Source organism: Knoellia sinensis KCTC 19936 (assembly GCF_000768705.1).
Taxonomy (GTDB): domain Bacteria; phylum Actinomycetota; class Actinomycetes; order Actinomycetales; family Dermatophilaceae; genus Knoellia; species Knoellia sinensis.
This window is the reverse complement of the sequence record NZ_AVPJ01000009.1, coordinates 1-12341: the sequence shown is the minus strand read 5'-3', so window position 1 is coordinate 12341 and position 12341 is coordinate 1. Positions and strand designations below refer to the sequence as shown.

The following is a 12341-nucleotide window of genomic DNA, read 5'->3' as shown; positions in this document are numbered from 1 at the left end:
GTGCAAGCAAGCATCCATACCTTCGCCGAGGACGGCTCCGGCTCGGCACTGCTCGATGACGGGCAGCTCATGACGTGGCCGAGCGAAGTCTTCGCCGGAAGCTCCCTGCGCCACGTCCGGGTCGGCCAGCGGGTCAGCATCGAGGTCGAGGGCACCGACGTCACCCGCCTGTGGATCGTGGGCATCGGCGAGGGCGAAGTCATCCGCTGAGCCGTCGCGCGTCCCCTCCGCGCAGACGACAGGGCCGACGCCTGAGGCGCCGACCCTGTCTCTGTGCGGTGCGAGCGAACGCTCAGCCGCTCACTTCTTCTTGGCAGACGCCTTCTTGGCGGGCGCCTTCTTCGCGGGAGCCTTCTTGGCCACGGCCTTGGTCGCGGTCTTCTTGGCTGCTGCCTTGGTCGCGGTGACCTTCTTGGCGGGCGCCTTCTTCGCCGCTGTCTTCGCGGGTGCGGCCTTCTTGGTCACCGTCTTCTTGGCTGCTGCCTTGGTCGCGGTGACCTTCTTGGCGGGCGCCTTCTTGGCCGGCGCCTTCTTCGCCGCTGCCTTCGCGGGCGCCGCCTTCTTGGCCGGGGCCGCCTTGGTCGCGGTCTTCTTCGCCGTCGTCTTCTTGGCCGGAGCCGCCTTCTTGGCGGCGGCCTTGACCGGGGTCACCGTGCCGGCGCTCGCGCGCTGGGCCGCCGGGGACGCCTTGGGAAGGGTCGAGGGCTTCTTGACGTAGGTCTTGAACGCCGCGCCGGCACGGAAGCGAGGCGCCTTGGACTTGGCGATGCGGACGCTGGTGCCCGTGTGCGGGTTGCGCCCGGTGCGGGCCGCGCGTTCGACCCTGTCGAAGGTTCCGAAGCCGGTGATGCCGACCTTGCCGCCCTTGGTGACCTCACGAACGATCGTGTCGAGGACCGCATCGAGGGCCTCGGTCGCTGCCTTGCGGCTGCCGAGACGCTTTTCGAGCTCCCGGACGAGTTCTCCCTTGTTCACTGTCTCTCCATCGTGTGCGCCCGCCGGGACGACCCGACGATGTGTGTGCGACCAGGCGAGTCACCTGACCTGTCTCGACGGTAGGACGGTGCGCGCATGGAGTCCACCACCATGTGGGCGTGTTCCGTTGTCGCACAAGCACTTTCGCCACACCCGGGCAGACCCATCTTCGACGGAGACGGAGCGCCTCCACCGATGGCTCGAGGCCCTCAGAAATCGCGAGTTCCCCTGTGTCACAACCTGATTCATTGACGAACGAAGGTTGCCCCTCGGGACCAGACGTAGTCGCGCAGGGCACGGATCAAGTCACACGCGTCACATCAGCCACACTCTGGGCATCGCATCATTGACGCGAATTGCCCACTCCCACACGGCGTGTCGCACGCCGTGACGCTCAGAGCGTGGCGGGCTTCCAAGCCGGACGACCACTCTCGTATGCCGTGATGTCACCTTCGTGGCGCAGCGTCAGGGAGATGTCGTCGAGGCCCTCGAGGAGGCGCCAGCGGGCGTAGTCGTCGACCTGGAACGCGGCGGTGAGGTCGCCGGCCGTGACGGTGCGGGACTCGAGGTCGACCGTGACCGACGTGCCCGGCTCGTTCTCGAGGAGCTTCCAGAGCAGTTCGACGTCATCCTGGCTGCACTGCGCGGCGAGGAGTCCCGCCTTGCTGCTGTTGCCGCGGAAGATGTCGGCGAAGCGCGAGGAGATCACCACGCGGAAGCCGTAGTTCATGAGCGCCCAGACGGCGTGCTCGCGCGAGCTGCCCGTCCCGAAGTCGGGACCGGCGACGAGAACCGAGCCCGCGGCATACGACGGGTCGTTGAGGATGAACGTCTCGTCGGTGCGCCAGGCAGCAAAGAGGCCGTCCTCGAAGCCGGACTTCGTCACGCGCTTGAGGTACTCCGCTGGGATGATCTGGTCGGTGTCGACGTTGCTGCGACGCAGCGGGACACCGATACCGGTGTGAGTGGTGAAGGCTTCCATGTCAGGCCTCCTGCGTGGCGAGTTCGGCGGGAGCTGCGACCGGCTCCAGGTCGGACGGGCTGGAGAGCGTGCCCCGGATGGCCGTGGCCGCCGCGACGAGCGGGCTCACGAGGTGCGTGCGGCCGCCCTTGCCCTGACGCCCCTCGAAGTTGCGGTTGGACGTCGACGCGCTGCGCTCCCCCGGCGCGAGCTTGTCCGGATTCATGGCCAGACACATGGAACAGCCGGGAAGGCGCCACTCGGCACCTGCCTCGTTGAAGATCGCGTCGAGACCCTCGGCCTCGGCCTGCAGGCGCACGCGTGCGGAGCCGGGCACGACGAGCATGCGCACACCGTCGGCGACCTTGCGACCCTTGACGACCTGGGCCGCCGCGCGAAGGTCCTCGATGCGACCGTTGGTGCAGGAGCCGACGAAGACCGTGTCCACGGCAATGTTGCGCAAGGGCGTGCCGGCGACCAGGCCCATGTATTCGAGGGCGCGCTCGGCCGCGTGGCGTTCGGAGTCGTCCATCGTCGACGGATCCGGAACGGCCTCGCCGAGGGGCGCGCCCTGTCCGGGGTTGGTGCCCCACGTGACGAAGGGCGTGAGCGAGGCCGCATCGATGATGACCTCGTTGTCGAACTCGGCGTCGTCGTCCGTGCGGAGCTCGCGCCACGCCGCCACCGCGGCATCCCAGTCGGCACCCTTGGGCGCGTGGTCTCGGCCCTCGAGGTAGGCGAAGGTCGTCTCGTCGGGGGCGATCATGCCCGCACGTGCACCGGCCTCGATCGACATGTTGCAGACGGTCATCCGGGCCTCCATGGAAAGCGCGCGGATCGCGCTGCCCCGGAACTCGAGGACGTATCCCTGACCGCCGCCGGTGCCGATCTTGGCGATGACGGCGAGGACGATGTCCTTGGCCGAGACGCCCTCCTGCAGCTCGCCCTCGACGGTGATGGCCATCGTGCGGAACGGCTTGAGGGGCAGTGTCTGCGTCGCGAGGACGTGCTCGACCTCAGAGGTGCCGATGCCGAAGGCAAGGGCACCGAACGCGCCGTGCGTGGACGTGTGGCTGTCGCCGCACACCACCGTCATGCCGGGCTGGGTCAGGCCGAGTTGCGGGCCGACCACGTGCACGATGCCCTGCTCGGCATCGCCCATGGGATAGAGCTTGATCCCGAACTCGTCACAGTTGCGGCGCAGGGTCTGGACCTGGGTCAGGCTGATGGGGTCGGTGATCGGACCCGGCGTCGTGGGGACGTTGTGGTCCTCGGTCGCCAGCGTGAGGTCGGGCCGCCGAACCGGGCGCTCAGAGAGGCGCAGCCCGTCGAACGCCTGGGGGCTCGTGACCTCGTGGAGGAGGTGGAGGTCGATGTAGAGAAGATCCGGCTCGCCCTCGCCACGACGCACGACATGTGCGTCCCACACCTTCTCTGCCAGGGTCTTGCCCACGGCCAACACCTCCACGAAAACGGGTCCGGGACGCCGCCTCCATCAGACGTGGGCGACGTCGCTCAGACCGAGGTTGGCACGCCGTCCGCAACGTGGGACTTGCGTCTCACGGCTTGGGACGGCAATATCAAGACATGGACAACACCAGTGGCGTGGGCGTTCTCGACAAGGCCGCCATCGTTTTGAGCGCCCTCGAAGCCGGCCCCTCGACTCTCGCACAGCTCGTCACGGCCACAGGGCTGGCTCGCCCGACGGCGCACCGCCTCGCGGTCGCGCTCGAGCACCACCGCCTCGTCGGCCGCGACATGCAGGGTCGGTTCGTCCTGGGGCCGCGCCTCGGCGAACTTGCGGCGGCTGCCGGCGAGGACCGCCTGCTCGCTGCTGCCGGCCCGGTTCTCGGAGCCCTGCGCGACCACACCAACGAGAGCGCCCAGCTGTTCCGCCGGCAGGGCGACCACCGCATCTGCGTCTCCGCGGCCGAGCGCCCCGTAGGACTGCGCGACTCGATCCCGATCGGCGCCAGCCTCACCATGCTCGCTGGCTCCGCCGCCCAGGTGCTCCTCGCCTGGGAGGAGCCGGACCGCCTGCACCGCGGACTCCAGGGCTCGGCGTTCAACGCCACCACCCTCTCCGGGGTGCGTCGCAGGGGCTGGGCACAGAGTGTCGGCGAGCGCGAGCCCGGCGTCGCCTCGGTGTCAGCGCCGGTGCGCTCCCCCTCCGGTCGCGTCATCGCTGCCGTCTCGATCTCCGGCCCCATCGAGCGACTCTCCAGGCAGCCCGGCCGCCTCCACGCCGCGACGGTCATCGCCGGCGCCAACAAGCTCACCGAGGTTCTGGCGCGTCACGCCAAGACGGCCGAGGAGCAGCACACGGCCTGACGGGGCGACCACACGGCATACAACGCGGAAGTCCCCGCCACCTCGAGGAGGTGGCGGGGACTTCTTGCGAGTAGCCCCGACGGGATTCGAACCCGCGCTACCGCCTTGAGAGGGCGGCGTGCTAGGCCGCTACACAACGGGGCCCTAGCTGGTGCTGAACCGGCGAGCCGGACAGCGGGTGGAAGCCTACCGCAGAACGGTGAATCTTCCGAATCGGCCTGTGCCACAAGGACATTGACCAAGCTGGGGTACCAGGACTCGAACCTAGAATGACGGTACCAGAAACCGTAGTGTTGCCGATTACACCATACCCCAAGGGGGTATCACCTTTGCTTCGGTCCGAAGACCAACCGCACCGGTGAACCGAGGAGTGATACTACCGGCCACCCCCTCCACTCCCAAATCGCGGGTCGACCGGCCCCCGCCAGAGCTCAGAGACTGTCGCGCAGGCCCCGGAGTCGGGACAGCGTGGAGGTCTTGCCGAGGATCTCCATCGACTCGAAGAGCGGCGGGCTGATGCGCTGGCCGGAGACGGCGGTGCGCAGCGGACCGAAGGCGAACTTGGGCTTGATCCCGAGGCCCTCGACGATGGACTCGCGCAGCGCGGCCTCGATCGCCCCCGCGTTCCACCCACTGTCGGTGCCGAGCACACCCGTGCCGTGGTCGTCGATGTCACCGAGTGCAGCGAGCGCCGCGTCGAGCACCTGGCCGGCGTCCTCCTTGAGCTGTCCGCGCGCGTCGTCGGCGATCTCCAGCGCGTCGTCCGCGACGAAGAACGGCCGGACGAGGGCCGACGCCTCGTTGAGGTGGGCAATGCGGGTCTGGATCAGCTCAGCGACTGCCTTGAGGCGACCCAGTTCACCGAGGGACGGGTTGCCCGACAGGATCTCGTCGCGCTCGAGGAAGGGCAGCAGGCGCGAGGTGAAGTCGCCCAGGTCGAGCTCTCGGATGTAGACGCCGTTGAGCCAGTCGAGCTTCTTGAGGTCGAAGATCGGGCCGACCGGATTGACCTTCTTCCAGTCGAAGCCCTCGCTGAACTCGCGGAACGTGAAGACCTCACGCTCGGTCCCGTCCTCCTCGATCACCGGCGGATAGGCCAGGAGCGCCAAGAAGTTCACGAGCGCCTCGGGGAGGTAGCCCTCCTCGCGGAACCACGTGAGGCGTGCCGCGGGGTTCTTGCGCTTGGAGATCTTGGACTTGTCGGCGTTGCGCAGCAGCGGCATGTGCGCGAACTTCGGCGGCTCCAGGCCGAGCCACTGGTAGAGCAGGATGTGCTTGGGCGTGCTCGAGATCCACTCCTCGCCGCGCACGACGTGGGTGATGCCCATCTCGTGGTCATCGACGACGACCGCCATGTGATAGGTCGGGAAACCGTCTGCCTTGAGGATCACCTGGTCGTCCGGGCGAGGCGCCGACACCGTGCCGCGGATGAGGTCCTCGAAGGTCAGCGGCGCGTCGTCTGGGATGAACATGCGCACGACCGGGTCTTTCTCGCTGAACCCGGGCAGCTCGGCGCGTTCTTCACGCGTCTTCCCGTGGCAGAGACGGTCGTAGCCGGTGGGCTGCTTGGTCTTCTGCTGCATCTCGCGCATCTGCGTGAGCCGCTCCCCCGAGCAGTAGCAGTAGTAGGCCTTGCCCTCGTCGAGCAGCCGCTCGACGTATGGGCGATACGTGTCGAGACGCTCACTCTGCCGATAGGGCGCGAACGGCCCACCCACGTCGGGACCCTCGTCCCACGTGAGGCCCAGCCAGTGGAGGGTGTCGTAGACCTGCTGCTCACTGTCGGCCTGGAAGCGCGCTCGGTCGGTGTCCTCGATGCGCAGGAGGAAGCGACCTCCCTGCTGTCGCGCGAACGCGAGGTTGAACAACGACATGTAGGCCGTGCCGACGTGCGGGTCTCCCGTCGGGGACGGGGCGACGCGAAGTCGGGGGCTGCTGGCTTCAGGGGCGGCGGAGGTCGGCTGTTCGCTCATGATGGGCCGATTCTAGGGTCTACGTTGGGGATCAGGACCGGGCGACCGGCGTCCGGCTCGATGTCCGGAGGCACCTCATGGCCAATCACGTCTACGCGATCTCGGAACTCGTCGGCAGTTCCCCCGAGGGTGTCGAGGCGGCGGTGCAGAACGCCCTGACCTCAGCCAGTTCCAGTGTGCGCAACCTCGACTGGTTCGAGGTCACCGAGATTCGCGGTCACCTCGGCGAGGGCGGACAGGTCGCCGACTGGCAGGTCGGGATCAAGCTCGGCTTCCGCGTCGAGAAGTAGGCCCACCCAGCGACTCGCGTCGCGAAGCCAGCCACGCACGTTCCGCAGGGTTCTCCGTGGTCGCGATCGCGGCGGCATACGCGCGTCGTGCGTCGTCCTCCCGTCCCAGACGGCGGAGCAGGTCCGCTCTGGTTGCGTGCCATGGTGCGTATGCCGTGAGCTTCAGTCCGTCGACCACGGCCAGTGCCACGTGGGGCCCGTCCAACTCGGCGACGGCGACGGCGCGGTTGAGGGCGACGATCGGGGTCGGTTGGAGCACCATCAACTGGTCGTAGAGTGCGGCGATCTGCGCCCAGTCCGTCAGGGACGCGTCGAGAGCGTCGGTGTGTACAGCCTGGATCGCCGCTTGGATCTGATACGGGCCGGGAGCGTTGCGGCGGAGGCACTCCCGCACCAGCGCGTGGCCCTCGTCGATGAGGTCGGCGTCCCAGCGGGTGCGGTCCTGCTCGTCGAGCGTGACGAGGGAGCCGCCTGCCGCGATGCGAGCAGGGCGACGTGCCTGGCTGAGGAGCATGAGCGCGAGAAGGCCGTCGACTTCGGGCGGCGAGCCAATCCCGCTGGAGATGGACCGGACTGCCCGCGTCAGTCGAATCGCTTCCTCGGCGAGGTCCTGCCTGTCGGCGTTGTCGGCGCTGGAACTGAGGTAACCCTCGTTGTAGACGAGGTAGAGCACGGCGAGCACGCCCTCGAGCCGCTCGGCGATGTCTGCTTGGTCGGGGATGCGATAGGGAATGCGGGCCTTGGCGATCTTGGCCTTGGCCCGCGTGATTCGCTGCGCCATGGTCGTCTCGGGAACGAGGAAGGCATTCGCGATCTCGGCGACGGTGAGACCGCCGAGGAGTCGGAGCGTGAGGGCCACCCGCGCCGGCTCCGCGAGGGCCGGGTGACAGCACGTGAAGATCAGCCGGAGCCGATCGTCCGTGACCGGTCCGGTGGGCTCCGGGATGGTGTCGTCGGTGAGCATGGCTGCCTCGGCGTACTTCTCGTCGCGAACCTTCTCGCGGCGCAGGTGGTCCAGCGCCTTGCGATGGGCCGTCGTCGTGAGCCACCCGGCGGGGTTGGGTGGGACACCGTCCTGCGGCCACCGCTCGAGCGCGATGACGAGCGCTTCACCCAGGGCGTCCTCGGCGAGCTGGATGTCGCCGAAGCGACGAATGAGTCCGGCCACGACGCGGCCGTACTCGGCACGGACGACGTCAGCGACGGCGTCCGCGCCGAGAGCGGTCACTGGGATGCGTCGTCGAACGGACGGACCTCGACGGCTCCACCACAGGCGGCGGAGCCCTCCTTGGCCCACTGCAGTGCCTCGTCGAGGTCGGCCGCCTCGATGATCCAGAACCCTCCGAGGAACTCCTTGGCCTCCGAGAACGGACCGTCCGTGACGGTGGGCTTGTCCCCCGTGGCGTCGACGGTCGTCGAGGACTCGATCGGCGCGAGGCCGCCGCCGAAGACCCACTTGCCGGCCTCCGTCAGCTTGTCGTTGAAGCGTCCGACCGTGGCGTACATCTCCTGCATGACCTCGTCCGAAGGCATCTCGTCATCGACGGTGCCGACAACCGAAAGCATGTACTTCGTCATGGTGCGTCTCCTTCGTGCGAGCGACGGGCCGCCTTCGCTGGCGCCCTGTGGCGTCGTCTCATCCTCTCCACGAACGGGAGTCGATGGATACGACAGCTCGTGCGAACTTTTCTCCGGTAGCGCCAGAGCGGCTCAGTCCGCGGCGACGAAGGGGTTGCTGAGCGTGCCGATCTGATCGATCTCGACGTCGACCCGCTGACCGGCGACAACGGGCCCGACGCCCGCCGGGGTGCCGGTAAGGAGGACGTCGCCCGGGAGCAGGGTGAAGGACTGCGATGCGTGGGCGATGAGTTCGGCCACGCCGTGGATCATGTCGGACGTCGGACCGTCCTGGACGACGTCACCGTCGAGGGTCGTGCGGATGCGGCACGCAGCCGGGTCGAGCTGGGTCTCGATCCACGGGCCGAGCGGACAGAAGGTGTCCATGCCCTTGGCCCGGGCCCACTGACCGTCCCCCCGTTGCAGGTCGCGTGCGGTGACGTCGTTGGCGATCGTGTAGCCGAAGACCGTTGAGAGCGCCTCGTCGACGCTGACGTTCTTGGCCATGCGTCCGATGACGACGGCGAGTTCGCCCTCGTAACTCACCTCTTCGGTGATCCGCGGGATGACGACCGGGTCACCCGGACCGACGACGGCGGTGTTGGGGATGAGAAACATCAGCGGGGTCTTGGGCGCCTCGCCACCCATCTCCTTGGCATGGTCGGCGTAGTTCTTGCCGATGCCGATGACCTTGCTCCGCGGGATGACCGGCGCGAGGAGGCGCACGTCCTCGACGAGGTGGGTGGCCCCCGTCAGTTCGATCTTCGTGTAGAGCGGGTCTCCGGTGATCTCGGCGATCTTCTCGCCTGCTCCGTCGACCAGCCCGTATGCCGGGTCCTCACCTGTCGTGAATCTCGCAATACGCACGGGGTCACTCTAGGGTCCACTGCTCGAGCCTGAGACCGTCCGGGACGGTGTCGGGCGTCTCCGGGTGCTCAGCCATGCGCCGAATGCCGTTCGCGAAATAGTCGTGCAAGGTCGTCCTGAGTGCCGGGTCAGCGTCCAAACCGCAGTCCTCGAGGGCGCGATCCCATGTGAGGCGGGCGAGGGTCGGCGAGGACGCGCTCATGCCATGCCGTCGCGAGGCGAAGCATCCCGTCCGCCCTCCCGCTGCCTCATAGATCGAGGTGGTCATGCCACCCAATCAAGCACTCGGGTACGACACCCGGCAGGTCAGGGAAGGTGAGCCGAAACGGTGTCGGCCAGCACGGCATACCCGGCGTCGTTGGCGTGAATGTCGTTCTTGCTGCACATCCACGTCCACGCGCAGACGGTCGCGACGTTCGTCGGGACGGTGCCAAACGGCGAGGACACGGGAGTCGTGTTCGTCGACCGGAACGCGGTGGCGACATCTGCAACGTCGGCGTCCACGGACATGGCCGCACGCATGACACCGTTGTTGAGCAGGGTCTGGAGGAAGCTCGTGAGCCCGGCCAACTGCTGCCCCGCGGGTCCGGTGAGCCAGGAGGCGAGGAACGGGTTGTAGTAGTTGAGGACGACGATCTGAGTGTCGGGGCCCGTCGCCGCGCGGAGTTCGCCGAGGATGGTCGTGAGGTTTCGCTCGACCGTGGCGACGGCCGTGAGCGCACAGGTCACCATGTCGGTTGCGCGCAGGCATGGCGTCACATCGTTGGCGCCGACGTCGATCGTGACGAGGTCGACCTTGCTCTTGTGGGCCTTGAGGAACTCGACGCCAGCCGCGAGTTGGCTGCCTGCCTCGTAGTCGCACCGGTCGGTGCCCATGAGCGAGGTTGTCGTTGCACCCGAGCAGGAGATGTTGCGGAGCTTGGCCTTGGGAGCGCTGTCCTGCAAAGCGTCGAGCACCCCCCCGACGTAGCCACCACGTCGATCGTCGCCGACACCGGGCTGGTAGCCGGCGGCGAGCGAGTCACCGAGCGCGAGATACCAACTCGTGGCCTTGCCCGCGCTGGGGTCCGGCTTCGCTTGCGCTGCGGACGGGACGACGACCGCGATCAGGGACGCGATGACGAGGGTGAGGACTCGACGCATGGGTTCAACTCCGGACGGTCACGGTCCGCGCCGTTGCGGACGTCGTCGGATCGTCGCACAGCGATCGCCCGTGCACGGTGAAATCGGGTCACGCGGACTCAGCCCTCGCTCGCCTACCCTTGTCGGGTCATGAGTTCCGTCCCCTCCCCCGCCGCGCCCACGCTGACCCGTGAGGAGTGGGCGGCACGCGAGTCGGCGCACGCGGCACGGGTGGACGAGGCGACGGCAGGGCATCGCGGGCGACGAGGGCGGGGCGAGGCGCATCCGATCGAGGACTTCCTGTTCTCCTACTACTCCACGACGCCGGCCCAGTTGCGCCGCTGGCACCCGGGGCCCGGCGTGCGCCTCGATGGGGCATCCGGGTCGGAGCGGGCATCCTGGAAGCACTACCGGGTCGTCGGTGACGCTGTCGAGCTCGACGTCGATGCCTTCACAGTTGCGCGGGGCAGCGCCGTCGAGTTCATCCGCGGGCTGCTGTCGGCCACTGCGTCCCGTCCAGCACGGTTGGGGTGCTTCGGCCTGCATGAATGGGCGATGGTCTATCGGGCTCGCGAAGGGGACGTGAGGCATCAGCAGGTGCCGTTGCGCCTCGGCCAGGCGGCCACGGACGAGGTTGTCGAACGTCATCAGATCGCCTGCAGTCACTTCGACGCGTTCCGGTTCTTCACGCCGGATGCCGTGCCACGCAACGCGATCCAGCCGACACGGGAATCTCAGTCGGCCCTGGAGCAGCCGGGTTGTCTGCACGCCGGCATGGACGTCTACAAGTGGGCGACGAAGCTGACGCCGCTCATCCCGAGCGAGCTCACGATGGACTGCTTCGACCTCGCCATGGAGATCCGCCTGCTCGACATGGAAGCCTCGCCCTACGACTTGTCGGGCTACGGCGTCGAGCCGGTGAGGATCGAGACCGCGGCGGGCAAGACGGCATACATGGAGCGTCAGAGAGCCTTCTCGGAGCGGTCGAACGTGCTGCGCCACAGGATTCTGGGCGTGCTGGATGATCCGGCGGTCAGGCGTGGTCAGCCGGCCCCTCGACGTTGATGGTCGGAGGGCCCGAGCCGCACCGCACGATGACGGCGCGCGAACTCTGATCGCCCGGGTTCGACTCGCGGTGGATCGCGCCCGCTGGCACCCGCAGGAAGTCGCCGGGTCCAGCCTCGATGACACTCTCGCCTCCTGGCCCTGACTCGAGCCGCAGGGTGCCCGACACGATGTAGAGGGTCGTGTCGTGGTCACCGTGGTGGTGCCAGCCGGAGACCGCGCCTGCGTCGGTGTCGACCGTGCCGGACCACATCGTCTCGGTGTTCAAAGCGACTCGCCGACTCATGCCCGGGGTGGGATCGCCGGGTTGGAGTTCGTCAGCGGTGACGAGAGAGCAAGGGAGCGCCGGGTCGTGCACGCGCCCAGCCTACGGGCCTCAGGCAGCCCAGGCGTCGTCGTGGATGGCGGCTTCGAAGTCGTCGTAGTGGTCGGACCAGTCGTCGATCCACGTGCTGGGGTCGTCGGGGACCCAGTCGTCGCGCTCGGGGATGCGTGGGGTCCAGCCTTCACCGAGGATCGGTGGGGAGGTGGAGTCGTAGGCGTGCCCCGTCGGGGTGGTGATCCGCAGGTCGTGGGGTCCGGTCCCGTCGAGGCCGGTGGACTGGACGCTCACGTGCCAGCCGGGCTCTTCCTTGACGAGATTGTGGCGCTGGCACAGCCCGGCACCGTTCCCAGCACTCGTCGGGCCGCCGGCGTGGACTGGGGTGGTGTGGTCGGCCTGGATCGCGGGTGCGTCACACCACGGGACCCGGCAGGTCGGGTCCCGCAGGTCGAGGAAGTGGCGCAGGCCGCCGTGGAACCGGCGCCGCACCGAGTCGAGGGCGACGAGGTCGCGCCCGGTGGGGTCGGTGAACAGTCGCCGCAACCACACGAACGCGTCCGCGTCAGGCCCACCGTCGGCGGCGCGCGGCTGGTTCAGTAGGTCGGCCACCCACTGCCGTGCATGGGTCCCGGGGACGACACCCCATCCGGGGATCGTGGCGCAGTCATCGACCGGGGCCTGCCCACCGAACGCGGCCGGGAGGAGGGTCGTGTCGGTCATGACGAGGTTGACCTCGACGGGTTGCGGCTGACCCGGCGCGCGACCACTGAGCAGCTCCAGTGCCCGGTCGGTCAGCCAGGCACCCTTCCCGCGGGTGT

The 12341-nt window shown here is 68.3% G+C and carries 15 protein-coding genes and 2 tRNA genes; 4 read left to right on the top strand and 13 right to left on the bottom strand.

Annotated features, from left to right (window positions below):
• A complete protein-coding gene (locus tag N802_RS12215; protein ID WP_035916648.1) occupies nt 1-210 on the top strand; it encodes a hypothetical protein in 210 nt (69 codons plus the stop codon).
• A 90-nt stretch (nt 211-300) separates the two neighbouring features.
• Here N802_RS12215 and N802_RS12210 read toward each other — a convergent pair whose 3' ends face one another.
• From N802_RS12210 to leuC, 3 genes are all read right to left on the bottom strand, one after another.
• Nucleotides 301-975: an HU family DNA-binding protein gene (locus N802_RS12210; RefSeq protein WP_035916644.1), complete on the bottom strand. Its 675-nt coding sequence runs from the start codon at nt 973-975 to the stop codon at nt 301-303.
• Nucleotides 976-1369: 394 nt separating this feature from the next.
• A complete protein-coding gene (gene leuD / locus N802_RS12205; RefSeq protein ID WP_035916642.1) occupies nt 1370-1957 on the bottom strand; it encodes a 3-isopropylmalate dehydratase small subunit in 588 nt (195 codons plus the stop codon).
• 1 nt (nt 1958) lies between these two features.
• Nucleotides 1959-3389, bottom strand: coding sequence for a 3-isopropylmalate dehydratase large subunit (gene leuC, locus N802_RS12200; RefSeq protein WP_035916857.1), 1431 nt, complete (start codon nt 3387-3389; stop codon nt 1959-1961).
• 134 nt (nt 3390-3523) lie between these two features.
• Here leuC and N802_RS12195 point away from each other — a divergent pair, with 134 nt between their 5' ends.
• Nucleotides 3524-4267 carry an IclR family transcriptional regulator gene (locus N802_RS12195; protein ID WP_035916641.1) on the top strand — a complete coding sequence of 248 codons (744 nt, stop codon included), beginning with the start codon at nt 3524-3526 and terminating at the stop codon, nt 4265-4267.
• Nucleotides 4268-4338: 71 nt separating this feature from the next.
• Here the strand turns inward: N802_RS12195 and N802_RS12190 are convergent.
• From N802_RS12190 to gltX, 3 genes are all read right to left on the bottom strand, one after another.
• Nucleotides 4339-4411 (bottom strand) — tRNA-Glu (locus N802_RS12190).
• Nucleotides 4412-4510: 99 nt separating this feature from the next.
• Nucleotides 4511-4582 (bottom strand) — tRNA-Gln (locus tag N802_RS12185).
• A 116-nt stretch (nt 4583-4698) separates the two neighbouring features.
• The gene (gene gltX, locus N802_RS12180) at nt 4699-6240 is read right to left on the bottom strand and encodes a glutamate--tRNA ligase (RefSeq protein ID WP_035916639.1); all 1542 of its coding nucleotides are present in this window, start codon (nt 6238-6240) and stop codon (nt 4699-4701) included.
• A 77-nt stretch (nt 6241-6317) separates the two neighbouring features.
• On the opposite strand from gltX, the gene N802_RS12175 reads away from it, so the two are divergent.
• Nucleotides 6318-6530 carry a dodecin gene (locus N802_RS12175; protein WP_035916635.1) on the top strand — a complete coding sequence of 71 codons (213 nt, stop codon included), beginning with the start codon at nt 6318-6320 and terminating at the stop codon, nt 6528-6530.
• Here the strand turns inward: N802_RS12175 and N802_RS12170 are convergent.
• From N802_RS12170 to N802_RS12150, 5 genes are all read right to left on the bottom strand, one after another.
• Nucleotides 6502-7758 (bottom strand): RNA polymerase sigma factor, encoded by a 1257-nt coding sequence (locus N802_RS12170; RefSeq protein WP_035916633.1) that lies wholly within the window; start codon nt 7756-7758, stop codon nt 6502-6504. The genes N802_RS12175 and N802_RS12170 overlap by 29 nt on opposite strands.
• A complete protein-coding gene (locus N802_RS12165; RefSeq protein ID WP_035916631.1) occupies nt 7755-8108 on the bottom strand; it encodes a YciI family protein in 354 nt (117 codons plus the stop codon). Before N802_RS12165 ends, N802_RS12170 begins: the two co-directional genes overlap by 4 nt.
• A 132-nt stretch (nt 8109-8240) precedes the next feature.
• Entirely contained in the window at nt 8241-9014 is a 774-nt protein-coding gene (locus tag N802_RS12160; RefSeq protein WP_035916630.1) for a fumarylacetoacetate hydrolase family protein, read from the bottom strand.
• Between the two features lie 4 nt (nt 9015-9018).
• The gene (locus tag N802_RS12155) at nt 9019-9282 is read right to left on the bottom strand and encodes a globin family protein (RefSeq protein WP_211254406.1); all 264 of its coding nucleotides are present in this window, start codon (nt 9280-9282) and stop codon (nt 9019-9021) included.
• A 38-nt stretch (nt 9283-9320) separates the two neighbouring features.
• Entirely contained in the window at nt 9321-10157 is an 837-nt protein-coding gene (locus N802_RS12150; protein WP_052109893.1) for an SGNH/GDSL hydrolase family protein, read from the bottom strand.
• A gap of 129 nt (nt 10158-10286) precedes the next feature.
• Between N802_RS12150 and N802_RS12145 the strand changes: the two genes are divergently transcribed.
• Nucleotides 10287-11201: a hypothetical protein gene (locus N802_RS12145; protein WP_035916625.1), complete on the top strand. Its 915-nt coding sequence runs from the start codon at nt 10287-10289 to the stop codon at nt 11199-11201.
• Here the strand turns inward: N802_RS12145 and N802_RS12140 are convergent.
• Together N802_RS12140 and N802_RS20485 are read right to left on the bottom strand one after the other, a co-directional pair.
• Nucleotides 11170-11559, bottom strand: a complete 390-nt coding sequence (locus N802_RS12140; protein WP_035916623.1) for a cupin domain-containing protein — start codon at nt 11557-11559, stop codon at nt 11170-11172. The genes N802_RS12145 and N802_RS12140 overlap by 32 nt on opposite strands.
• Before the next feature lie 18 nt (nt 11560-11577).
• Nucleotides 11578-12341: HNH endonuclease signature motif containing protein (locus N802_RS20485; protein ID WP_245613925.1), on the bottom strand; the 764-nt coding region annotated here is incomplete at its 5' end.